Source organism: Bacillus sp. AFS040349 (genome assembly GCF_002577655.1).
GTDB lineage: Bacteria > Bacillota > Bacilli > Bacillales > Bacillaceae > Metabacillus.
The window spans coordinates 25,519-49,960 of the sequence record NZ_NUMC01000078.1 but is presented as its reverse complement, the minus strand read 5'-3'; the positions used below and the strand labels follow the sequence as shown (position 1 = coordinate 49,960).

24 protein-coding genes are annotated in these 24,442 nt (G+C 33.4%); 10 read left to right on the top strand and 14 right to left on the bottom strand.

What is annotated here, in order from left to right:
- Nucleotides 1-77: 77 nt before the first annotated feature.
- The 4 genes from crcB to COD11_RS16515 form a co-directional block, all read right to left on the bottom strand.
- Nucleotides 78-440: a fluoride efflux transporter CrcB gene (crcB, locus tag COD11_RS16530; RefSeq protein WP_098798008.1), complete on the bottom strand. Its 363-nt coding sequence runs from the start codon at nt 438-440 to the stop codon at nt 78-80.
- Nucleotides 437-817 carry a fluoride efflux transporter FluC gene (locus tag COD11_RS16525; RefSeq protein WP_098798007.1) on the bottom strand — a complete coding sequence of 127 codons (381 nt, stop codon included), beginning with the start codon at nt 815-817 and terminating at the stop codon, nt 437-439. The genes crcB and COD11_RS16525 overlap by 4 nt, the downstream gene beginning before the upstream one ends.
- Before the next feature lie 129 nt (nt 818-946).
- Nucleotides 947-3,058 (bottom strand): RNA degradosome polyphosphate kinase, encoded by a 2,112-nt coding sequence (locus tag COD11_RS16520; RefSeq protein WP_098798006.1) that lies wholly within the window; start codon nt 3,056-3,058, stop codon nt 947-949.
- Between the two features lie 236 nt (nt 3,059-3,294).
- Nucleotides 3,295-4,779, bottom strand: a complete 1,485-nt coding sequence (locus tag COD11_RS16515; RefSeq protein ID WP_098798090.1) for a Ppx/GppA family phosphatase — start codon at nt 4,777-4,779, stop codon at nt 3,295-3,297.
- A gap of 244 nt (nt 4,780-5,023) precedes the next feature.
- Between COD11_RS16515 and COD11_RS16510 the strand changes: the two genes are divergently transcribed.
- The 4 genes from COD11_RS16510 to COD11_RS16495 all read left to right on the top strand — a co-directional run bounded on the left by COD11_RS16510 (nt 5,024) and on the right by COD11_RS16495 (nt 9,202).
- Nucleotides 5,024-5,518 carry a L,D-transpeptidase family protein gene (locus COD11_RS16510; protein ID WP_098798005.1) on the top strand — a complete coding sequence of 165 codons (495 nt, stop codon included), beginning with the start codon at nt 5,024-5,026 and terminating at the stop codon, nt 5,516-5,518.
- 97 nt (nt 5,519-5,615) lie between these two features.
- A complete protein-coding gene (locus tag COD11_RS16505; RefSeq protein WP_098798004.1) occupies nt 5,616-6,902 on the top strand; it encodes an MFS transporter in 1,287 nt (428 codons plus the stop codon).
- A gap of 213 nt (nt 6,903-7,115) precedes the next feature.
- A complete protein-coding gene (locus COD11_RS16500) occupies nt 7,116-8,546 on the top strand; it encodes an HD-GYP domain-containing protein (protein WP_231309410.1) in 1,431 nt (476 codons plus the stop codon).
- Nucleotides 8,547-8,719: 173 nt separating this feature from the next.
- Complete coding sequence (locus COD11_RS16495) at nt 8,720-9,202, top strand: YkyB family protein (protein WP_098798002.1); 483 nt, start codon at nt 8,720-8,722, stop codon at nt 9,200-9,202.
- A gap of 53 nt (nt 9,203-9,255) precedes the next feature.
- On the opposite strand, the gene COD11_RS16490 is transcribed toward COD11_RS16495, so the two are convergent.
- The 3 genes from COD11_RS16490 to COD11_RS16480 form a co-directional block, all read right to left on the bottom strand.
- On the bottom strand, nt 9,256-9,813 hold the full coding sequence (locus COD11_RS16490; RefSeq protein ID WP_098798001.1) for an HD domain-containing protein: 558 nt from the start codon (nt 9,811-9,813) through the stop codon (nt 9,256-9,258).
- A 139-nt stretch (nt 9,814-9,952) separates the two neighbouring features.
- Nucleotides 9,953-10,858, bottom strand: a complete 906-nt coding sequence (locus COD11_RS16485; protein ID WP_098798000.1) for a chemotaxis protein — start codon at nt 10,856-10,858, stop codon at nt 9,953-9,955.
- A gap of 185 nt (nt 10,859-11,043) precedes the next feature.
- Nucleotides 11,044-11,694 carry a glycoside hydrolase domain-containing protein gene (locus tag COD11_RS16480; protein WP_098798089.1) on the bottom strand — a complete coding sequence of 217 codons (651 nt, stop codon included), beginning with the start codon at nt 11,692-11,694 and terminating at the stop codon, nt 11,044-11,046.
- Between the two features lie 357 nt (nt 11,695-12,051).
- Here COD11_RS16480 and COD11_RS16475 point away from each other — a divergent pair, with 357 nt between their 5' ends.
- On the top strand, nt 12,052-13,338 hold the full coding sequence (locus COD11_RS16475; RefSeq protein WP_098797999.1) for an NCS2 family permease: 1,287 nt from the start codon (nt 12,052-12,054) through the stop codon (nt 13,336-13,338).
- 113 nt (nt 13,339-13,451) lie between these two features.
- Nucleotides 13,452-13,850 carry a hypothetical protein gene (locus COD11_RS16470; protein WP_098797998.1) on the top strand — a complete coding sequence of 133 codons (399 nt, stop codon included), beginning with the start codon at nt 13,452-13,454 and terminating at the stop codon, nt 13,848-13,850.
- 56 nt (nt 13,851-13,906) lie between these two features.
- Here COD11_RS16470 and COD11_RS16465 read toward each other — a convergent pair whose 3' ends face one another.
- Complete coding sequence (locus COD11_RS16465) at nt 13,907-15,154, bottom strand: ATP-binding protein (protein ID WP_098797997.1); 1,248 nt, start codon at nt 15,152-15,154, stop codon at nt 13,907-13,909.
- A 229-nt stretch (nt 15,155-15,383) separates the two neighbouring features.
- Between COD11_RS16465 and COD11_RS27875 the strand changes: the two genes are divergently transcribed.
- Together COD11_RS27875 and COD11_RS16455 are read left to right on the top strand one after the other, a co-directional pair.
- Nucleotides 15,384-16,373: a GGDEF domain-containing protein gene (locus COD11_RS27875; RefSeq protein ID WP_098797996.1), complete on the top strand. Its 990-nt coding sequence runs from the start codon at nt 15,384-15,386 to the stop codon at nt 16,371-16,373.
- 175 nt (nt 16,374-16,548) lie between these two features.
- Entirely contained in the window at nt 16,549-16,986 is a 438-nt protein-coding gene (locus tag COD11_RS16455; protein ID WP_098797995.1) for a hypothetical protein, read from the top strand.
- 34 nt (nt 16,987-17,020) lie between these two features.
- Here the strand turns inward: COD11_RS16455 and COD11_RS16450 are convergent, their stop codons facing one another.
- Entirely contained in the window at nt 17,021-17,497 is a 477-nt protein-coding gene (locus COD11_RS16450) for a DinB family protein (protein WP_098797994.1), read from the bottom strand.
- 132 nt (nt 17,498-17,629) lie between these two features.
- Here COD11_RS16450 and COD11_RS27585 point away from each other — a divergent pair, with 132 nt between their 5' ends.
- Nucleotides 17,630-17,758, top strand: a complete 129-nt coding sequence (locus COD11_RS27585; protein WP_255301634.1) for a hypothetical protein — start codon at nt 17,630-17,632, stop codon at nt 17,756-17,758.
- Nucleotides 17,759-17,882: 124 nt separating this feature from the next.
- Here COD11_RS27585 and COD11_RS16445 read toward each other — a convergent pair whose 3' ends face one another.
- Nucleotides 17,883-18,074, bottom strand: coding sequence for a hypothetical protein (locus COD11_RS16445; protein WP_218012741.1), 192 nt, complete (start codon nt 18,072-18,074; stop codon nt 17,883-17,885).
- Between the two features lie 79 nt (nt 18,075-18,153).
- The gene (corA, locus tag COD11_RS16440) at nt 18,154-19,122 is read right to left on the bottom strand and encodes a magnesium/cobalt transporter CorA (protein ID WP_483296299.1); all 969 of its coding nucleotides are present in this window, start codon (nt 19,120-19,122) and stop codon (nt 18,154-18,156) included.
- Nucleotides 19,123-19,342: 220 nt separating this feature from the next.
- On the opposite strand from corA, the gene COD11_RS16435 reads away from it, so the two are divergent.
- Nucleotides 19,343-20,491 carry an aminotransferase A gene (locus COD11_RS16435; RefSeq protein ID WP_098797991.1) on the top strand — a complete coding sequence of 383 codons (1,149 nt, stop codon included), beginning with the start codon at nt 19,343-19,345 and terminating at the stop codon, nt 20,489-20,491.
- Nucleotides 20,492-20,545: 54 nt separating this feature from the next.
- Here the strand turns inward: COD11_RS16435 and COD11_RS16430 are convergent, their stop codons facing one another.
- From COD11_RS16430 to COD11_RS16420, 3 genes are all read right to left on the bottom strand, one after another.
- On the bottom strand, nt 20,546-22,345 hold the full coding sequence (locus COD11_RS16430) for a PAS domain S-box protein (RefSeq protein ID WP_098797990.1): 1,800 nt from the start codon (nt 22,343-22,345) through the stop codon (nt 20,546-20,548).
- A 293-nt stretch (nt 22,346-22,638) separates the two neighbouring features.
- The gene (locus tag COD11_RS16425) at nt 22,639-23,622 is read right to left on the bottom strand and encodes a quinone oxidoreductase family protein (RefSeq protein ID WP_098797989.1); all 984 of its coding nucleotides are present in this window, start codon (nt 23,620-23,622) and stop codon (nt 22,639-22,641) included.
- A 12-nt stretch (nt 23,623-23,634) separates the two neighbouring features.
- The gene (locus COD11_RS16420; RefSeq protein ID WP_098797988.1) at nt 23,635-24,402 is read right to left on the bottom strand and encodes an enoyl-CoA hydratase/isomerase family protein; all 768 of its coding nucleotides are present in this window, start codon (nt 24,400-24,402) and stop codon (nt 23,635-23,637) included.
- Nucleotides 24,403-24,442: the final 40 nt, after the last annotated feature.

Genomic DNA, 24,442 nt, shown 5'->3' with positions numbered 1-24,442 from the left:
AACAATAAAATAACTGTGGTAACTAGTTAATTTTGCTTGGTCCCTAGCATCTTTAATTTAATAGTACCATAATGTTATCATTTAACAACTGCTCCCCAATGAGTTGTTAAAGAATTACCTATCATAATTGAAAGAATACTTCCAACAATGGTTATTAGTAGATACAAAATAAAATATAAATATTTTTTCTCTTGAACTAACTGTATAGCTTCTATACTAAAAGTAGAATAAGTAGTAAAGCCCCCACAAAACCCTGTGGCTAGAAATAATAGAATGTTTCCGGGTGTGACATTGATAAACAAACCTAATAAGAAAGCTCCTAAAAGGTTTATTAGCATGATTGAAATAGGTATTGAAGATTTGAACGTACTATTAATGTATTCACCTATTAAATATCGTACTGATGCACCCAAAGCACCACCAATTGCTACAGCTATCATGACTGAGCCTCCTTTTTCACTATATTACTTGCGATTTTCATACCTATTAGTACTAGTAAGAAACTTATAATTAGAGTACATATAAGGTAGAAAATAGCATGATGTATCGGCATTGTCGTTAATTCCAAGCTTAAAGTTGACATCGTTGTTAATCCTCCACAAAATCCTGTACCAAGAAGTAACTTCGACTTCTTATTATCTACCCGATTTGTAAAGAAGACCGTGAAAAAACCTAATAAAAAGCTACCTATTATGTTAACTGTAAACGTAGAGAATGGTCCATAAGAGTGAACGAAAGAAAACATATATCTGAGTATGGAGCCTATTGCTCCTCCGCTTGCAACAATTAAGCTATTATGAAATTTTTCTTTCATCATAAGATTCCTTTCCTCCTAATCTCTCTAAAAAGAGCAACTTCCTCTTATTATCTCAAAAGAAAGTTCCTTTTCAAGAAAAGGAAAGGACCTTCAGTTAGTCATTTGAAGGTCCTGCTTTTTTTATGTTATTTATTCTTCATCTTCTAGAACACGATAAGCCTGGCCAAAAAGTAATAATTGGCTATCGATCATTGGCTCATCTTCAACCTCACGAGTTACATAATGATACACACCATCTTTGTCCTGCTCTCTTGCCTTTACATTATCAGCTAAATTTGACATTAGGACTTGATTTAAGCGTTTCTTGATTCGACCATCAAAGATAGGAAATAAGATTTCAACTCGCTTCTCCATATTTCTTGTCATCATATCAGCGGATGATAGGAATGTTTTTTCTTCTCCATTATGGTGAAAGAAGTAGATTCTGCTATGCTCTAAAAATCTACCAACAATACTGCGAACCCTTATATTTTCACTTACTCCTTTTATTCCTGGACGTAAACAGCATGTTCCTCTAATAATTAAGTCAATTTTAACTCCAGCGTTTGAAGCTTCATAGAGCTTTGTAATAATGACTTTATCTGTTAAAGAATTCATTTTTGCAATAATCCGTCCATTTGAAAATCTTTTGTGGAAATTAATTTCATCATCTATAAGTTGAATAAAATCCTTACGAATGTCAAAAGGTGCTACAGATAAATGATGAAACTCAGGCTTTTCGGTATATCCACTTAAATAGTTAAAGAAATTTGTGGCATCAATACCAAATTTCCTTTTTGATGTAAGCAAGCCCATATCTGTATATATTTTTGCTGTTTGATCATTGTAATTACCTGTTCCAAGATGAACAAATCGCTCAATTCGGTTATTTTTTCTTCTAACAACGAGAGTTATTTTACTATGAGTTTTTAAGTATGTCATCCCATAAATAACGTGACATCCAGCTTTTTCAAGCTCCTTAGCCCATTGGACATTATTTTCCTCATCAAATCGAGCTTTTAACTCAACGAGAACTGTTACTTGCTTCCCATTCTCAGCAGCACGCATAAGCGCCTCAATAATAGGAGAATCACCACTAACCCGATATAAAGTTTGTTTAATCGCAAGCACATCTGGATCATCTGCTGCATCAGAAATAAATTCTACAACAGGCTCAAACGATTCATAAGGATGATGCAAGAAAACATCTTGTTCTGAAACTTTTTCAAAAATATCTTCATCTGAGCCGATATCGCGTGGAGGCTGGGGAATGAGTGTTTCAAACAAAAGGTCTTCTCTAATTTTAGAAATTTCTTTTGCAAAACCAAATAAGTATGTTAGATCTAGAGGTCCATCTATTTCATATACATCTTTTTCATGAATTTCGAGTTCTTCTGTAAGATAACGTAAAATATTACGATCAAATCCTTGTTTTTGGATTTCCAGCCTAACAGCTGCTCCCCATTTTCGTTTTTTCAGCTCTTTTTCAATTTCTTTTAATAAATCACGAGCACCTTCTTCATGAATCGTCATATCTGCATTTCTAGTGATCCGGAAAACAGATACAGAAACCACCTTATATCCTTTAAAAAGTTTATGGATAAACCTGCTAATAATATCTTCAAGCAACACAAATTGAGTAGCTCCTGAAGAAGAAAGTTTAACAAAGCGATCTAAAACAGAAGGAACTTGAACAATAGCTGTTTTATAGCGATTTTCTTCATATTCATCGTTATCCTCGATAACAATAGCAAGATTTAAGCTTTTATTTAAAAGCATTGGAAACGGCCGATATGCATCAACAGCCATTGGAGTAAGGACAGGGAAAATTTGTTCGTCAAAATATTCCTCAAGAATTTGTAGCTGCTCAGAAGCTACTTCTTCCATCTTTAATAACTGAATCTCTTCTATATCAAGATTTGGGATCAGAAGGTGATTATAAGCTTCATATTGCATTTCAACAAGGCGGTGAGTTCGAATGCCTATTTGGTTAAGTTGTTGTTTTGGGGTCATCCCAGCCTTATTTTCCGGCTTATTAAAACCTGCTTTTACTTGGTCTTTTAATCCCGCTACACGAACCATGAAAAACTCATCTAAATTTGAACTAAATATCGCTAAAAATTTTAACCTTTCTAGTAAAGGGTTACGCTCGTCTAGTGCTTCTTCCAAAACTCGTTCGTTAAAAGCAAGCCAGCTTAGTTCTCTGTTGTTATAATATAGCGGACTCTGTAGATCTACAGCGTTTTTATTTATTGTATTCATTTTAAGCCACCCTTTTTCGACAAATATCTATTGTTTACATGATAGCACTATGGTACTACTCAAATTGTAAAATTTATGTAAATTTTTATTAATTTTATGTAAATAATAGTTAGCTTATGAATAAATTTAGACAATACCAAACTTAGATAAATAATGATTAGCATAACTTCCTCTAACAAGTTGTTATTAAAACTTAACGTACATTCGACATTTACTATCAACAGTGATCTATCTTTTTATTCTTCAACAAAATGAATAGATATTGACCTTTTCAATACTTTTTCCAAATGTTTCTTCTGCTTTTCAACTTGATATTGCTCTGGCTTCCAATCTCTGTTACATGTAACATCGAAAACCAACTTCCCCTGCTCAAGCTTCAAATCAAGGGATCTAATAATATTTCTTTTCGTCGCATTTAAACTATATGCAAATTTTAGTATAGCTCCTAACATTCTATACTTTGCTAACTCATCTTTTGTGAACCAATCACTATATGAAGAAACATATCTTTTGAAATTTGTTTTACTTGTATAAGAAGCAATCAATGCGATAATAATCCGATCTCGGTGAAGCAATCCATCAATTGTTCTATTAGCTAGAAGGTAGAAAGTATGTTGACTGCTTGATTCCGAGTCAATATATGAACCAAGGTCATAAACAAATGCACCTCTTTTAAGTAATAGCTCATCTTCTTTATTAAATGAAGCTAATTCAGCTTTACCAAGAAGAGTAGTTATCATTAATGCATTTGTAGTTACATGAAAAACATGGTTTAAGTTAATGCTGTAATCTGTTGCCAATTCATAAAAACTCTCTTCAATAACATTAGGGAAAATACTTATTCCAAATTCCTTTGTAAGTTCCTCAAAGAAAACACCATCTCGCAAACCTTTTTTACTTAATGCAAACTTATTTGTGTTTACAACCTCCACTAAACAAGAAAACACCTCAACAGCAGGAATGATAATATCTGCTCGGTCTTTAGAGAGCCCTTCGACTCGTTGTAACTCTGAAAACGTTAATGACTGAAGATATTGGTTGATTTCATTAATGTCCTCATTATTCATTAAATATTGATGAACACCTGCAATTGGGTATCCGATACGTTCTTGGTGTATTTGAACCATATTTCTCGCGCTTCCTCCAATACCGATAATTGGAAGCTTTCTGTTATTTACCCAATCAAGTGTTTGAAACTGTTCATATATAAACGCTCTTAACTTTTTTAATTCATCCGGAGTTGGAACGTCACCTTTTATAAATTGTTTTTTTAAAGATAGCGCTCCAAAAGGAAAACTGTGATAACTTATTAATTTTCGATTGGCAAAGTACGTAAGCTCTGTACTTCCTCCACCAATATCAATTGTAATACCATGATCAAAAGGTGTTGTATTAACTACAGCTAAATAACCAAAATAGGCTTCTTCATACTCTGATAAGATTCTAATCACAAAGTCAGTCTCAGCTTTTACTTTTTCAAGAACTGTTTGCTGATTTTTGGCTTGGCGGATTGTAGCGGTGGCCACACATTTTACCTCATCTAATTTATGATGATTTGTTACCTCCTTAAAACTAAGAAGCGTGTTAATTAAAATTGACATTCCTTCGTCCATTAACACTCCCTCATCTGATAAATAGTTTCTAAGACGTGCCACTACCTTTACATTTTCAATTTCTTTTAATCTTCCGCTTTTCTCCCGTAAGTAAATAACAAGTCTCATTGTATTTGATCCGATATCAACTATTGCATATTTTTCTTGATTCAATTTCAACACCCTTACATATATAAATTACATACAACTGTGTGAATAAAGTATTAAACATTTATTTGATATCTTACTGTAAACGTCATCTTTTAGGAATAAATTAATGTACATTATACCATATCCATACATAAGTTATATTGATTTCTTTTTTCACAAAAATCTCTGTATAACAGTGTCTATTATAAATGGAGGTATTAACATGATTCATATTGTTAAACAAGGAGAAAGCCTTGCCCTGATAGCTGCTAATTACCGAACTACTATAAATAAGCTATTATCAGCAAACTCAATTCAAAATCCTAATATTATCTATATTGGACAAAAAATAACGATTCCAGGTTTACCTAATCCTGATACCATTCCTTATTCGATTCAAATATCTATATCCAATAAACGTTTAACCCTAAACAGAAACGGACAAGTTATGAAAGAATACCCTATTGCCGTAGGGAAAATAGTTAGTTCTACACCTGTAGGAGATTTTGTCATTGTAAATCGGGAACCAAACCCTGGTGGACCTTTTGGGGCAATGTGGCTTTCCTTGTCTAAAATCCACTATGGAATACATGGAACAAACAACCCATCTTCTATTGGTAAAGCCGTTTCACAAGGATGTATTAGAATGTACAACAGCGATGTTTTAGAACTAGCTTCACTAGTTCCTAATGGTACTAATGTAATGATAAGACCTTAAGATTTTATTAAGATTTTGTAATTTACGTATCAAAACTTTATTTGTTACCTTATAATGACAATTGTAGATATGGACGAAGAAAATAAGGAGCGAACAAATGAAAATTTTTCGTAATCGTAACTTTGTTAAATTATTCTATGCTGCCCTTTTTTCGCAAATGGGTACAACAATAGGAAATATGGCTTTTGCCTTTTATTTACTGGATCATTTTAGTCATCAGCCTTCTTATGCAACAATAGCAGAGCTGATGTATTCATTACCTACCATTCTCGTTTTTTTCATCGTTGGAGTTGTCGCAGACAGATTTGATCGTAAGAAAGTAGCTGAAAATTGTGACTGGATACGCGCAGCTTTAACCGTTATCTTATTTGGTTCACTTTTCACTAACTCTATCCCTCTTATTTTTCTGGTACTTTTCTTAAGAAGTGCTGTAACAAAATTCTTTTTCCCTGCTGAAAACAGTCTTGTTCAAGGGATTTTAAACAAAGATCAATATGCACAAGCAGCTGGACTAAATCAAATGCTTTTTAGTATTTTTATGGTGTTTGGAGTCGGCATAGGTGCAGCAATGTATAAAACAATCGGAATACATGGTGCAGTTGCTGTTGACTTTGTAAGCTTTATTATCTCTGGCTTACTTATTAGGTCATGTCAGATACCATCTTCTGCAAGACTTCCTAATGGAAGGTTAGAATGGAAAGATGTTAGTATTAAATCTTCATTTGTCGATTTTAAAGATGGAATACTTTATATTATTAAAAATCGACTGTTAGCTTCTTTAATCTTTGGCTTTTTTGTTTTTGGTTTTTTTAATGGAGCATTTGCTATCTTACCTATGTTTACAATGAAATATGAACTCTCACCTACAAACTATGAATGGTATGCATCCCTTTTCGCCATTTCATTAGGTTTAGGATTATTAACAGGAAGTGGTCTTGGAACATTAATTGCCTCGAAGTTTAAGCCACATCAATTAATGATCTTTCCAATCTTTCTAACAAGTTTGCTCGTTTTCTTTTTAGGTTTTACAGATAGAATATCGATCTTTCTTATTATCGTGTTTATTATTGGGACATGCTTAGGTCCAATTAATATAGCAATTGGCGGCTGGATGCCTAAAATTGTCCATCCTAAACTTATGGGCCGTGTTAGTGGATGGATTGACCCACTAATGATGTTTGCACAATCTATGACATTAGGTCTTATTGCACTTTTATTCCCAAAAATCATTGAGGAAATTGATTTACTCTATTACGGAATTGCCGCTATTATTTTACTAGTTTCCCTCTTCTATGCCTTCACACTTCCAAAATTAAGTGAGGCATTTGAGAGAAAGCAAAGAAGATTGAATCATAAAGCTAATGCAAATATCACCTCAATCTAAAAAGGATGACTTTCCCAAAGAGTCATCCTTGTCTCTTATCCCCTTAATATTTATCATTTCTAGCCGATATATATGGTGACACTTTATTCTTTACCACTTATGTTAGGTTGTGAGCAAATGCGACATACGATATTTAGACATTTTTTATTGATTCTACTTAGAAACTATATATTTGGCTCCTTACTTGCAGTATTTGGAGTTGGAGCACTTTTCATGTTTACAACAATAGATGTTCAATTAAATGAAACCATTATATTGGGTAAAATAATCTGCCTTTCACTTTTATGTATGCTTTCACTTGAAAGTATTGTATTTTCACTTATGATCAGACCAATAAAAAGGACATTCTTGAATGATCAACCATCACTTGATGACTTAAGATTATCTTTTAAACAAACACATCGATTACCTATTCTTAGTGTATATAGAATCTTCGGTCCACATTTATTTGGATTTTCTATACCTGCCATGGCAATGAGCTACATTTATATTAACAATGAAATGCTTCCTTTTCCTTTGTATTATGTTGGAATTGCTTTCGGTGCTTCTGTACTTATAGCAGGAATGCATGCTATTATAGAATTCTTTTTAGCTACCAAGGCTATACAGCCGATACTTGTTTATATTAGAGATCAAAGTCAGAATTTATACGACGTGGACTTTTCACATCAATCGCATATATACATTTCAATTCAAAAGAAAGTATTGTATAGTGCAATTTTTATAGGTATTTTTCCTTTGTTATTATTTAGTTTAGCCACTCATTTTCGATTTACCGAAGCCTCCATCCCATTATTAACAGAATACTGGAGTTGGGCTGTTATCGTTTTAGTTGTTTCGATATTATTTGCTTTTTATGGTGCGTATTTATTATTTCATAATATAGCAGAACCTATCCAAACACTTGAAGATGCGATGCAACAAATTCAGCAAGGTAATCTTGTTTATCAAAAAGATGTGTATTCTGATGAATTTTCCAAATTAATATCCGGCTATAATCAAATGGTTAGTGGTCTTAAACGAAGGGATCAAATAAACAAACAACTATTAGACAGTCTTTTTACAACACTAGCACTAGCATTAGATGCACGTGATCCATATACTGCTGGTCATTCAGTCAGGGTTGCAAAGTATTCAGTTTTAATTGGTGAACAAGCTCAGTTAGATAAGGAAACACTAGATTTATTAAGAAAATCAGCTTTATTACATGATATTGGAAAAATAGGCATTAGAGATGATATCTTATTGAAAGATGGTCGCTTAACGGATGAGGAATTTAATGAAATAAAAACCCATCCTGTTATCGGAGCAACCATTCTCTCCCAAGTTCAGCCTAAAGTGGAGATGGATGCACTTATTCCAGGTGTAAAATATCACCATGAACGATATGACGGATTAGGTTATCCGGAAGGTCTTCTGGGGGAAGATATTCCTCTCTTCGGTAGGATTATGGCTGTTGCTGATGCTTTTGATGCTATGACATCTGATCGTCCATATCGTAAAGGTATGCCTATTCAAAAAGCTTTAGCAATTATAGAAGAAGGAAAAGGGTCTCAGTGGGATCCAAGATATGCTCAACTTTTCATAAGCTATATGAGACAAAATGAACAGTTGGCTAGCGATCAACTTAAGAAAAGCGTATAACTTTTGAGAAAATCTATCATAGAAGCATTCGTTTTGACGTATGCTTCTATTTACAGACTTTAATGAATTTTTGCAATTAAATACCCTTTTCTAGTTGCATTTTACTACTGACCAAGTATAATTTATATAAGATAGATACAAACTGAAAGTGTAACAAGAAAAGGAGAGAACCAATGGACGATCATAAGCGGCTCGATCCAAGATTAAACCCAACAATTGAAAACCTCGCACGTGCTATTTACGTGGTTAACCGTCATGCAAAAACTGCACCAAACCCAAAATATCTTTATGCTTTAAAAAAGAAAGCATTACTTAAGCTTGTCCAAGAAGGAAAAGCAACTAAAAAAGGACTTCACTTTTCAAATAATCCAAAATTAAGTCAACAGCAATCTGATGTTTTAGTTTTAGCTGGGGAGTATTACTTTCATATGCCTCCTACAAAAGATGACTTCGATCAACTTCCACATTTAGGTTCATTAAATTCAACTTATCGTAACCCAAAAACACACATGTCCTTAACTAAGGCCAAGATTCTCTTACAAAATTACGTTGGAATGAAGGAAGAGAAAAAACCTAAATCACACAATTATCGTACAAACAAAGCACGTACATATGAAAAGCCGGTTTTTAAAAGATTAGGTGAGAGCTACAGATAAATACAAAAAAGCCACATTATCGTAAGTGGCTTTTTCTTTTGCCTTTTTAGAAGTTACATTTCTTTCTGACTAAATAGATGTTCAACATTACTTCTAAGAATATGAAAAAAATCAGGAACTTCGGTTTCATTTACATTTTTAAATAAAGCTTCTGTTAATTCCTTATAATACCAAGCTTGTTTTTCATACCCTCTATTAAAAAACTCCCACACTTTGTCTCCATATTGTTGGTAAAAGTTCAGTAAATCCTTACTATTATCTAGTTTGTCCGCTGCTATTAATGCTCTAATTTCAAACGATGATTCATTTGCTTTTAGTATGGTAGCTTGTTTTCTTTGCTCCCATTCCAACTCTTTGTTTTCTGTATTATGTAAAACAAGCTGCAAGATCTCCTCGCCAAATATCTCTCTAATATCCTCTTGGGATACGTCGGTATCCTCGATAACATCATGCAGATATCCTGCTGCAACGACGCTATCAGGAAAACCGGATTGTTTAAGTATAGCTGCCACATTTTCTACGTGTGTAAAATATGGTTTTCCACTTATTTTTCTTTTTTGTCCATTATGTGCGTTCTTAGCAAAATCTCTTGCTTTTAGAAGAATCTCCATATCTTCACCTCTAGCCACTAATAACTAAATGATTGCTTTATTATAAACCAGAATGATCTCGATCAATCCGTCCCCAATGCATATTTTTCCCTCTTAGTTGTACTACAAAAAGACTGCATATTATGCAGTCTTCTGTATATTAAAGTACATACTGATCGATATTTTGTACAAGGGTGCTTATTTCAGGTTTACTTATTTGTTCACTTGCCCCTACCATCTGGCCCTTATGTCGAAGGTCACTCGTAATTAAGGAAGAAAAGATAATAACTGGTAAAATACTTAATAATGGATCATCCTTTATCCTTCTTGTTAAATGGTGTCCATCCATTTGTGGCATTTCAATATCAGTAATAATTAATTGCACCTCGTCTTCGATTGCTTTGCCTGCCTCTACAATCGACTTTAAATAGGATAGTGCATCTTTACCATTTTCAAAGAATTCAATATATTGAAATCCAGCTTCATTAAGCGTTTCCTGCAATAATTTACGTAATAACGGTGAATCTTCTGCAATAACTAATTTTTTTTCCGATCTTTCTCTTGACCCGAGCTTTTTTACACTTTCAACATTAATCCCTGACTCTGGATTGATATCAACAACAATTTTCTCAAAGTCTAACAGAAGAATCATCTCTCCGTTAATTTTTACTACTCCTGTAATTTGACTTTCCAAGCCTTGATACATTCCAGATGGCTTTTCTATTTTATCCCAGGAAATTCGGTGAATTTGTGTAACTGCATGTACATGAAAAACAACTTTTGTTTGATTAAATTCTGTAACAATAAATTTTTCATCTTTTACTGCCTCATCTTGTCCAAAACCTAGCGCTCTAGAAACACTTACGACAGGCAAAATTTCCCCTCTGATATCTATGATTCCTTCCACATTTGGATGTGAATGTGGTATTTGCGTTACTTGTACTGGCTGGATAATTTCTTTTACTTTGATTACGTTAATACCAAATTTATTTTTACCTACGCTAAACTCTACAATTTCAAGTTCATTTGTTCCACTCTCAAGTAAAATCCCTTTTTGTTGATCCATTTTCTTCTTCCTTCCATCTGAATACATTTGTACTTATTATATCGGCAAATATTTTAAAAACTTAAAGGATTTTATTTGAGTTTATAGAAATACCATGTCCTAGCAGCAATTGTTTTAGTATTTTAATACGATTATCTTGATTCAGTCTATAAGCAAAAGCTTGGAGTTCATTCCAAGCTTTTATACTAATATAAATAATTTAATACTCTTTCATCTGCCAGATTAGTGTCTATCTGGCATTTCATTGCATCCCTGCCATATTGCCATACCCAAACATTTGCCTTACAGTTTGGAGTTGCCGGATTATACTTAGGGGCTTTTCTTTCAGAAGTTACTCCTGGTTCAGGTTCTGCACTCCATAAAATGGTTTGTAGGGCAATTTCATTATTCTCCTGAACAGCCTGACAATAAGCTTGAGTAAAATCCCCTTCAACCGGATCATGATAAAATCCCGATTGATACCCGGTCGGTAAGAGTGTTTCGACCCATCCTCTTATCCAAGCTGAATCAACATTAAAGAAATTTTCAACATTTGCGAACAGAACCGTACCTTGAGGTAAATCAAGTCTTCTGGCATGATAAACAGCATTTCTTACGGCAATTTGCGCTTCATCATAGCCAACGGCTTCTCTAATAACATTATAAATAGGTAATACTTTTATCCCCTTACTTCTGATAAAAGTGATTTCTTGTTTAGTTAAACCGTTTGAAACCTTAGGAATATCTGTTAAGTATCTCCCCCAAAACTTAGGTAAACCAAATCGCTTTCTTACACAATCATATAACTCTTGATTAACTGTATATGCTGAATCAACGCCCCAAACTTTTCGTGCCAGAGACACCACACCCTTTCTCTACGCTCTACACATGTATATGAAAGTTCAGGGTTGTCTCAAACATATAATTAATAAATCCCCCACTTTTCAATCCATTTCCATTAACTCATTTTCCCTTCTAAGCTTGACTCATTTCAATTTTAGTTGAGATTGCATTATTAACTTCATAATTGGTCTTATTTTCTATGTTGTTTACATTTTTATATCAGTTCTATGACATGATAGTAATGTACTTTGTAAATATAAAGAAACAAAAATTAAATGCATTTTTGTGACACTCTTGTTATAATCCTGTAGTGGATCGTTTTTTCGTATTCAATGGGTTGGGTTGAGGGGCACAATTAAGGAAGGTCTACATTGGATAAGTTTTTTCAATTAACTAAAAATAAAACGTCAATAAAACAGGAAATACTTGCTGGATCCGTTTCTTTTTTCACTATTGTCTATATTGTCGTTGTTAATGCTTCTATCTTAGCCGACGCGGGGATACCTTTAGAAGCAGGGATAATAGCAACAGTTCTGACATCTGTCGCGGGTTGTTTAATTATGGGGTTATTCGGAAATACGCCTATAATCCTTGTTCCTGGCATGGGAGTTAACGCACTTTTCACTTACACTATTGTGTTGGGGATGGGGCTAACTTGGCAAGAAGGTCTGGCAGTTGTCTTTGTTTCCGGTATTCTGTTTACTATTATTGCCTTTACAAAGCTTTCAACTATAATCTCGGAGTCAATCCCACTGTCTTTAAAAGAAGCCATAACAGTTGGAATTGGTTTTTTCTTAACATTTATAGGTCTACAAAAAGGCGGCATTGTTGTTTTAAGTAAAGAAACATTCGTAGCCTTAGGTAATTTTAGTGAACCAACTGTGTTTTTGACTCTTATCACTTTAATTACAACTGTTATATTATTTTCCAAACAAATACCTGGTAACTTTCTAATTAGTATATTATTTGGGACTATTCTTTCAGCATGCTTTGGTCAGCTCAACTATGATTTTACTTTTAAATCAGTTGATGCATTTGTTATGTATAAAGAGGTTTTTTTGGCTATGTCTTTTGCAAATATGGTTGATATTGCTTTCTGGACAGCAACGTTTTCTTTAACAATGGTTATCGTATTTGAGAACATTGGCTTAGTATTTGGTCAAGTACATATGATTAATCGTCCACAGCGATATAATCGCTCTTTACAAGCTAACGCATTATCAACAATTACCTCTGGTATTTTCGGCTCAAGTCCTACGGTAAGTACTGTTGAGACAGCAGCTGGAATTACTGCTGGTGGAAGAACTGGTTTAACATCACTTACAACTGGAGTTTTATTTTTAACTTCACTTTTATTCTTACCATTTGTAAGAATAATTCCCGATAGCGCAATAGCTCCTATACTAATATTAATTGGAAGTTTAATGATACAAAATATCCAGCATATTGATTTAAACGACTTTAGTGAGAGCTTCCCAGCATTCCTAATTATTGCTTTAATTCCATTTACCTATAGTATTGTAGATGGTATGGCATTCGGATTTATTATGTATCCGATCTTAAAGATTGTACTTAAAAGACAAACAGATGTTAAACCACCTCTTTATATTATTGCATTTTTATTTTTGTTAAACTTTATCTTTCATTCATTACATTAAAGACAGAGCTTATATCTGTCTTTTTTATTGTCCAGATAGCATTCATTTCGCATAAATAACACGCTGATTTAACAAAATAAGCATGAGTTATGATAAAAGTCGCGAGGTGGATTATGAAATATTTTGTAATATTTATGACTGTATTAATTTGTACAGCTTGTAATACGAACAACCAAGATGAAGCAATGAATGGAGCAGAAGTGGAGCAGGAACAAGGTTTACTTCAAACAGGCAATGATGAAATAAAAAGAAATGATGACCTACTAGTTGAATCAAGAGAAGAAGTAAATCTGGATAATAACGATGATCCGTTACATCCTACTGAAGCTGAGAAATTAGTTAAGAAGAAAATAGGTTCAGAGCATAATGAAAATACAATTGTTCAATATGACCACTTAGAAAATGGTCATTATATAATCCATGTCTATTCACTTGAAGGAGAAAAAGAAAACAGTGAAGCATGGTATATGGTAGACTTAAAAACACAAAAGGTCGAAAAATTACAACGATAATAAAAATGGAAAGCTGACTATGAATTGTCAGCTTTCCATTTTATATAGAGAAACCATTAGACTAACTGAAAAGTAACCGTAACAGCAGTTCCTTTACCCAACTCACTGCTATATTCTATCGTTCCCCCAATTTGTCGAATTAGTCGATTTGTGATCATACTTCCTAAACCGGTACCTTTTGTTTTCGTTGTGTAAAAAGGTAAACCAATATGTTTTAACTCTTCTTTTGTCATCCCTTTTCCATTATCTTCAATGCTAATAATAGCCCTTCCTTCATTTCGATCTATATCAGTTTGAATAACGATTACTCCACATTCTTCAATGGACTCGATCGCATTTTTTATAATATTTAGTAAAGATTGTTTTATATGCTGTATATCCCCCTTTACAAAACAACTTTCTCTAAAAGGAGTAAATTCAATGGATACATTTGAGAAAGTCCCTAAAGGACGTAATAATTCTATAGAGTCACTTAGAATTGTATTTAGCTCCACCTTCGTTAATTCAAAAGACTCTGGTTTCGCTAACTTCAAATAATTAGTAATGATATTATTTGTGCGGTCCAATTCCTCCAGTATAAGAGGAGCAAACTTTTTTAATTTTTGATCAACCGTATCTTGTTGAATTAACTGGATAAAACCTCTTACAGTTGTAATAGGATTTCGTATTTCATGAGCAATTGATGCTGCCATTTGACCTGTTGTTGTCAGCTTATCCATGTATACCATTTCATCAAATTGTTTATTAGACTTCATTAAGGTTTCAATAATAAAGATCGTAGCCATATATGTTCCAAAAAAGGCTAAAAAATAGATACAGTAAAACTTTGCATCTAAGAAATCGATATTAATATAAATCACGATTATATATAATAAAAAATAAATGATTGAGATAAATGAAGCACTTACAAATCGATTTGCTGCATTTAAATACTGTTTTCTAAACAATAGAGCAATAACAAAAGCACCTATAGAAACAATAATTCCAATATGTAAAAAAGATCCTCCGATAATAAATCGTGCAATTGATACAATCATAACAATGATACTTCCAGGAATCCACCCAGCATACAAGGTTACAACCATAATCGCAATCATACGCAAATCAAAATTTGTTTCTCCTAACGTCTCAATAGGATATGCCATACATAACAATGCACCAAATGCACCTAAAAAACCATATATTGATTTATATTTTAATGTTAGTTTAACGTTTTTTTGAAATGGTAAGAACAAATTAGCATTAAATGTTAATGAAAATAAAATGGTAATATTCACAATAAGTGGTTTTATAAGTGATAACAAAATGATCCTCCAATGATGATGATTCAATAATAAGTATAGGATATCAATGTTTTAGGCAAAAAAGCAATATAGATATTTATACCTATTTACTTTAATCTAACGAGGGAAAACATTCATATTATTTCTCAATCCTGAAAAATTTACATTTATTTAACAAAAATCTTCTGTTTTTATAGTACAATAGTAGGTAATATATCAGCCTGTTCATTAAAATAGGAGTCGTGAGTACATGGTAACCATTGGAGATATTATCGAAAAAGTACCAGTTGTTTCAATAAAAACAAAAAGTTCGGAGGTAAATCAGATTTTTGAAGATTTACCTGATCTTGAAGGAATCGTCGTTACTAGTGAAAATCAACCCGTTGGACTTGTCATGAAAGCACAATTTTACCAAAAAATTTCTACCAAATATGGTTTTGATCTTTTTATGGGAAGACCAATTGATCTAGTCATGGATACAGCTCCACTTATTGTCGAACATACTGAAGCAATTACTGTCGTTAGTTCAAAAGCAATGGGACGTAGCCAAAAAAACCTGTATGATTATGTAGTTGTTACTAAAGATCAAATGCTAAAGGGAATAGTCAGTATAAAAAATCTGCTGATTAAGCTAGCTGAAGTACAAGTGAATCTAGCAATGTATACTAACCCCTTATCAGGATTACCTGGAAATGTTCTTATTGAAGAAAAGATGAATGAATTTCTTACTAATAAACAAAAAGAATTTTCATTTCTTTATGTTGATCTTGATCATTTCAAGGAATACAACGACACATATGGATTTAAAAAAGGTGACTTGTTAATAAAAGAAGTAGCCAACCTATTAAGCAAAAATATTTTATTAATTGATGATAGAGATGCCTTTGTCGGACATATCGGTGGAGATGATTTTGTAGCCATTCTTCCTCATTACCATTATGAAGAGATTTGCCAACTTATTATCCAGGAATATGAAGTTCGCATAAAACAATATTATGATCCTCATGACTGGAATAATAAATTTGTTTACACAAAAGATCGTAACGGTAATTTCAACAAAATACCATTAGTAGCTCTCTCTATAGCTACTATTACAAATCAGAATCATATTTACCATTCAATAGATGAGATTAGTAAAATTGCTGCAGAAGTAAAAAAACTCTGTAAGTTACAAGAAGATAGCTGTTATGTGAGCTATGATTTGAATGCTAAGAAGGATTGTTGTGCACCACAACAATAACAAGTAAAGATAATGGAGAAGAAATTTCTTTTTCATTATCTTTTTTTGTTCCGCCGTGTTTTCATCAGAATGATACCTTCCCCACTTATCAATACAAAAAAACAAATCCGGGACATTCACCTATCTAATTTTATTGCATAATGTAATACGAAGGTTCATGAGAGGAGAGAAAAATATGTATCCATATCGTCAGTTTTCAATTCAAGTGCCCGGATTCCCGCCTTATGGGCCACCAGTTGGTAATGGTTTTGATCAATATCCTTTTCAAAATGATTTTGATCAACAAGCTCCATTTGGACCGCCTGGCTACGGTCAAGGTGGATTTGGAGGTGGATTTGATCAAGCAGGCCCTCCCCCTGGTCCATCACCAAGTGAAATACCACCCCTTCAATCACAAGGTCAAGCAAGTGTTTTTGCTGTAGATCCAGGTGGAATTCGTGGTTGTTTATATCGATACACATATATTCGTTTAAACAATGGACGTGGCTTCTGGTTCTATCCAACATTTGTAGGGCGCAACTCTATCGCAGGATATCGTTGGCGCAGACGTCAATATCGTTGGGTTTATTTCGGTATTGATTTAGATCGTATTCAATCATTTAGTTGTCGTTAACTCAGGAAGGAACCGTTGTTACGGTTCCTCCTAGTTACCTTTCTATGTCCACGCTCTCTCTAAGAAAATAAATATAATCTGTAGATACTGTTTTATTACCTAATTGTCTTAACATTGCTGAAATATTTCCTCTATGATAAGTACCGTGGTTTACTACATGTTGAATGATCTCATAACATGTATTTTCATATGCTATTCCCTCTGAACTTTTATATGTAACTAATTGATCGAAAACATCATGTTCCAGTTGTTCATATTCATTTAGTAACGCTACATAATTTTCAAATAGTTGTTCGATTGTGTTATTTTCATTTATGCTAATTTCTCTATTTTTTATTCTTGATAGCCATAGTTCATCTACCTCTATCATGTGTAAGAGTGTATCAAATAATGAGGGGAACACACTTATTATTTCTTGTTTATGGATCTCTTTAGGTAAGGTTTGGATATGCCCTACCACCTTTAAAGTTGCCCACTTGTGATAAGCAATACTTAAACTATGATTATTCATTAATGAAACCTCCTCTTTTTAGAAACACCTTTCTTATATCATACCTCCATTAAGGTAGAAATTGTTAAAATAAAATGATATGATTCGTTAAAAATAAAAGGGTATTGTTACATTATATTAGGAGGCAATTACATGACAAAGAGAAATGTACGTTCAAAATCAGGTCTTCAAACAGCAAAACCTTTAACAGACCCTGAGTTCTCAAAAGAACTTACTTCTACAAATAAAAAGGCAGAAAAAACACGCCCTCGTAATCAATAAGAACTAAACAAAAGGACCTATCATATTCCTTATGAAAGATTACTTAGGAAGATAGTCATTATCACTCAAATAAAAAAGAGGTTCCCATTAAGACTTTTTCTCAAGTCCAGAAGGAACCTCTTTTTTATACTAATGCTTCTTTTTCGAGCTTCTCAAGAAAGGAATGTCTACGTTTTGCCTGTGAAATGATTGCTTGGATTTCATTTTTATAAAAAGTCATATGTGAGACAGTAAGGGCAAAAAGCATTTCTGATTCTAATTTCGTAATGATTTTTTGTTCTTCTTCGGTTAATAATGAGTTCATATCATTCATCATTTACCACCTCTTCTAGTAAATAAGTACTAATTGTATCTTACTACATAGTACGTAGAGTTCAAGAGATATTTGTCCGTCGTTACAATTTTGTTCCTTTATGAAATCGAAACCATCCCATTTTATAAAAAAACAATACCATACCAAGTCCGATTATGCCCATAAGTCCAAGCACAATAAAATAGCTATATTTCCCCGTCAATTCAGGCATATATTGAAAATTCATACCGTAAACTCCTGCAATAAACGTTAAAGGCAGAAAAATTGAAGACATAACTGTTAACGTCATCATGACTCTGTTCATGCGATCAGAACTTATTGATAAATAGCTATCACGTATATCAGAAGATAATTCTCTGTTAGCATCAATCATTTCAACTAGCTTTAACAAGTGATCATAAATGTCTTGAAAATAAATATGCTTTTCCTTTAGTGAATTGAGCCTTGATGAGGAGATGATTCGATAGAGAAGGTCCCTCATCGGGACTATGGTTCTTCTTAATTTATTTAACTCTGATCTAATATCAAATACTTGTTCCATTAGTTCACTTATTGTTTGATCACTAGTATTATCTTCTACCTGATTTATTGAATCTTCTAATTTGTAAACAGGAGGAAAATATTCATCAACAATCTTGTCAACGATTTGATACAAGATTTGCATTGGGCTTTTTTGAAGGCTTATTTCTTTTTTTACACGTTGCCATATGTTTGTTATATCCCTAACAGGGTTTTTATGAAAAGTAACGATAAAGCGATTTGAAACAAAAAGATCAATCTCATCCGCTTCTAATGTACTTTGGTTAATGGAATGAATGACAACAAAAAAATAATGGTCATAAAAATCCATTTTAGGTCTTTGAACAAACTCTAAGCAGTCTTCAATTGCTAGTGGGTGGAAATGAAAAAAAGATGATAGCTTTTTCACTTCATCATCGGTTGGCTCTTGAAAGTCAACCCAATACCACTCTATGTTTCCTTTTTTTAGTTCACCCAGAGGTAGGTCATAGACAACCTCTTCCTCTGTTGTTATTGCTAAAGTTCTAATCAATTTCTTCACTACCCTCTTTTTACATTCTCTATTACTATTCCCGTTCTGTAGATTGACTAAACGAGTTAGAAAAGGATGACTTGTATAAGAAAAATGGTAAAATAACTGTTATGAAACTTTTTAGTTCATTTATTTTTGCATTCATTAATTTACTAACCTTCTACACAATATGATTAGTAATTTTGATGCTTAAAAAAGATTTTATAGGAGGTTTTTTAGTATGGAGCATTTGGTTAACTCAAAAGTTAAGGAAATTGAATTATCAGGCATTAGAAAGTTCTTTAACATGGTGGCTGACTATGAGAATGTTATCTCTCTAACTATTGGTCAACCGGACTTTACAACACCTAACCATGTAAAAAATGCTGGTGTAACTGCTATTCAGCATGACTTTACGACATATACGCACAATGCTGGATTTTTTGAGCTTCGTGAAGCGGCATGCCAATTTGTCTCAAAAAAATACGGTCTAACCTACTCTCCTGAAAATGAAGTTATCGTTACAGTTGGTGCTAGTCAAGCAATTGATTGTACTTTCCGAACATTATTAGAAGAAGGCAGTGAAGTAATATTACCAAGTCCTGTATATCCTGGATATGAACCACTTATTAAATTGGCTGGTGGTGTTCCAGTCTATGTAGATACAACTGAAAATGATTTTAAGTTAACTGCTGAATTGCTAGCTTCTTACATAACAGAAAAAACAAGATGTATTGTTCTCCCATATCCATCAAACCCTACAGGTGCCACACTTAGTAGTGAAGAACTTGAGGAAATTGCAAACCTTTTAAGAGGGAAAAATATTTTTGTTTTATCTGATGAAATCTATAGTGAATTAGTTTATAGCGGGACACACAACTCAATTGCTTCATATCTAAGAGAGCAGACAATTGTTATCAATGGTCTTTCGAAATCTCACAGTATGACGGGCTGGAGAATTGGTTTGTTATTTGCACCACATTCTGTAGCAAAACATTTATTAAAAGTTCACCAATATAATGTCTCCTGTGCCACATCGATTTCTCAAAAAGCAGCATATGAAGCATTAACAATTGGATTGAATGATGCAGAAGAAATGAAAACAGCATATAAAGAGCGATTAGATTATGTTTATGACCGTTTAGTTAAAATGGGATTTGATGTGATAAAGCCTAATGGAGCTTTTTATCTTTTTCCAAGTATTAAGAAGTTTGAACAAACTTCCTTTGAATTTGCTCTTTCACTTGTTGAAAAAGCAGGAGTTGCCCTTGTTCCTGGCAGTGCTTTTTCTACATATGGTGAAGGATATGTAAGGCTGTCTTATGCCTATTCCATGGAACAATTAATTGAAGCTATGGATCGAATCGAAGATTATTTAAAAAGTTTGTAGTAGCTCATTTACAAAAAGAACCAACGCGAATATTATCCGTTGGTTCTTTTTTGCTTATTCTATAAAAGGTAATGTAATGGTGAAAGTACTCCCTATTCCTTGTTGACTATCGACCAACATACTTCCATTATGATTTTCAACGATTTTATAACTTATCATTAAACCTAATCCGTTACCTTTTTCTTTTGTTGTAAGAAACGGCTCACCTATTCTTTTTAAAACGCTTGGAGGAATTCCCTCTCCATCATCTTTAACAATAATTTGAACATTATGATTTGATTTTTTTGTTAATACCGATACTTTTCCACCTTTAGGCATCGCATCAATAGCATTTTTATATAAATTTATAAACAATTGCTTTAAATGATTTTCATCACAATTAATTGATAAAGATTGATTGTCATGATTTTGAACAATAGCAACATTTTTCATATTACCTTGTGTTTCAAGTAGCATCGCTACATCGTTTAATAAGGTAATTAAATTCGTTTTTTTAAATTTTGTTTCCTGTGGTTTCGCGAGAACAAGAAGTTCACTTAATATCATCTCAATTCGATTCAGCTCAGAAAAGATAATATTCAAATATTGACGATGATGTTCTAAATCGGGATGCATAATTTGTAAAAATCCCTTAATCGCAGTTAATGGATTTCGTATTTCATGGGCAATTCCAGCAGCTAATTGACCTGCTATAGATAGTTTTTCAGAACGTAACATGAGCTCCTCTGTTTTTTTCCTATACGAAATATCACGAAGGATAACTTGAACAGCTTGCTCACCAAAATATGTAGTTGGAATACAAACCATTTCTGTAAAAACCTTTTTTTCATTGGAAATTAACCAAGATTGGTTTGTTACTTGAACATCAGCAACCCCATCTTGTATGTTTTTCAATGTAACTTTCATTGTTTGATGGTCATTAGGATGTAGGTAATCATATATATTCCGCCCTAACAAGTCAGGGTAGCACTCTGCATCAAAAAGCTTAATACCAGACTCGTTCATGAAAACAAATTGATCCTTATGAATAACTGCAATGGTATCAATTGAATTATCAATTAAACGCTGATACCGTTCCCTACTCTTTTGAAGAATTTTTTGGAAATTCCTTCGGGATGAGATATCATTTAATATGACAATTTCTGCTTGTCCCCCATCAACATTTGTTAAAGATGCCATGATCTCTACATTTATTTCACGCCCATCAATCCTGCGCCATGTTTCCTCAATAATACCTACTCTTTCTCCTTTATGTAACCGCGACTCTCTATTTTTAATAACCGAATGAAAAGATTCATCGATAAAATCAAACGTATGCTTACCTATTAATTGATCAGAAGATCTAGCACCTAACAACTCTTGAAATGCCTTGTTTACAAAGAGTAACTTACCTTTCCTAGAAATAAAGACTGGTGTAGGTAAATCCTGTAATATAGCCCATTCATTATGTTCATTTATTACATCATTTGATTGATCTTCAACGGTAGCCGCATCATTTATCGAATGTGGTGTTAATGCTTTCATCTTGAGAATAATATCATGTCCTTCTTTTTGGATGTTACTTCGGATAAAATCAACATTTGATTCTAGCCATAAATATCTGCCATTTTGCATCAAAAATCGTATGGAACATGGATATAAATGATGTTCGTTATAAAAATAGCTCTCTATTAAAAATAAATCTTCATTATGAATAAAATCTTTTATATATCGTCCAATTAGATCAGTACTTGTGTAGCCTATTAATTCAAAAGAATTAGAAGAAATGTATTGAAATCTCCCATTTGAGGATACAACAGCATAAAGTTCCAGTGTTTGTATAGCTTCCCCTTGATTTGTTATTTCACTATTCATTGCTTCCCTTCCCCTTTTTCATGACCTCTATACTAGTACATTAGTTTTATATAACGAACAAATTCCTATTGAATTTACACTAATAAATGTTTATACCTTTAAAATAATTGTACATAGTAATAAAAGTTTGTCAATATATGAAAAATAACCTCGACAAAATTAATATATGATATAGGGTGTGAATTATGACTAATAAAGTTAAAAAAGCCGGAATCTCCGACTTTTTTGTAGATAAAAATTAAATGCATACTGCTGAAGTTCACCACGTTTTGTAGCAAAAATTATCCTTTAGATTATGGAACTAATACCAACTTCCCCTGAGTTTTCCTACTTTGAAGTAGACGATGTACATCTGCTGCTTTTTCTAAGGGGAAAACTCCACCTATTTTAAGTAAGAGTGTTCCATCGTTAACATATGTTAATAGTTCTGTTAAGCTACTACTATACAACTCTTGTTTTTTCATAATTCCCGGTAAAAAGAAGCCAATAACCGATTTATTTTCTGCCATTAAAGATGAAGGATATAATCTAGCTTGTTCTCCACTGGCAACCCCATAAATAACTAACCGACCAAAAGGTGCTAAACAATCCAATGTTTTTCGGAAAACATCTCCACCTGCCATCTCTAATGCAACATCTGCTCCAACTCCATTTGTTGCGGTTAATACCTCTTTTTCCCATCCCTCTTTTGTATAATTTATTAGAACATCCGCTCCAAGTTCTTTTGCTAAGGCCAGTTTTTCATCTGTACTTGCCGTAGCAATAATCTTCCCTGCTCCAAACAATTTAGCAAGTTGTACAGCTAATGTTCCGACCCCACCTGCTGCTGCATGAATTAATACCGTCTCTCCTTTCTCAAGTCTTCCCATTGTTTTTAATATATGATAAGCACTCAACCCTTGTAACGGTAAGGCTACAGCTGTACTAAACTCCACATTGTCCGGCACTGGAATAAGTGCTCTTCCATCCGCAACTGTGTATTCAGCATAACCCGTAGCTTTTCGTGAGCTTAGTAATGTAACAACTCGGCTACCAACCGAAATTCCTTTAACATCCTTGCCCACCTCGACCACTGTACCTGCGACTTCTGAGCCTGGTACATAAGGAAGAGGTGTATCGACTACATACTGTCCCTCTCTTCTTGCTGTGTCTGCATAGTTTACACCTATTGCTTCAATTTTTATAACAACCTCAAAATCTCTTTTTTTTGGATAATCTAAATCTATATATTTCAATACCTCAGGTCCGCCATATTGTTCAAATTGAATAGCTTTCATCTTAATATCCTCCTACTTCCCTTTGAATTGTGGTTTCCGTTTTTCTTTAAACGCTTTAACACCTTCTTTATGATCTTCCGTTTGAATCATATACGTTTGAGTAATTCTTTCTATCTCCAACACATTTTCTAATGAACCTGCAGAATGAATAATTTTCTTCATGAGTCCGTATGCTCTTACTGCACCTTGTGAAAGTTCATTAGCAATTGTAGCTACACGGCTTGATAATTCATCTAATGGAATAAGCTCGTTAACAATCCCGTATTGGTAAGCCTGCTGAGCAGTTATTGGTTTTGCTGAAAAGAAAAGCTCTTTTGCCCGATAAGGCCCAATTATTTTTGGAAGGAAATGTAATCCACCACCATCAGATATCAATCCTACTTGTGAAAAGCTCATGACAAATTTACTTTCTTCTGATGCAAAAATCATGTCACAAGCTAATGCTAAATTAAAAGCTGCTCCTGCTGCAAAACCATGTACAGCCGCAATAATTGGTTTTTCAAGTTCTGTCATTGCTTTAATGCATTCATTTAATTGACCAATATGTTCATAAACCTGTGAACCAGTTGATGTTCCCATTGTTTTTACATCTCCACCGGCAGAGAAAGATCGTCCCGATCCCTTCAATACAATCACACGTACTTCCTCATCAAGTTGAGCGTCTTGAAATGTTTTTGTTAACATTTTAATCATTTCTGCACTAAAAGCATTCAGATTTTCCGGTCTATTAAGACAAAGAGTTAACACTGCCCCTTCTCTTTCTATCAATAAATCACTCATTTGATCGACTCCCTTTTAATAAACTAGTAAAAACCTTTGA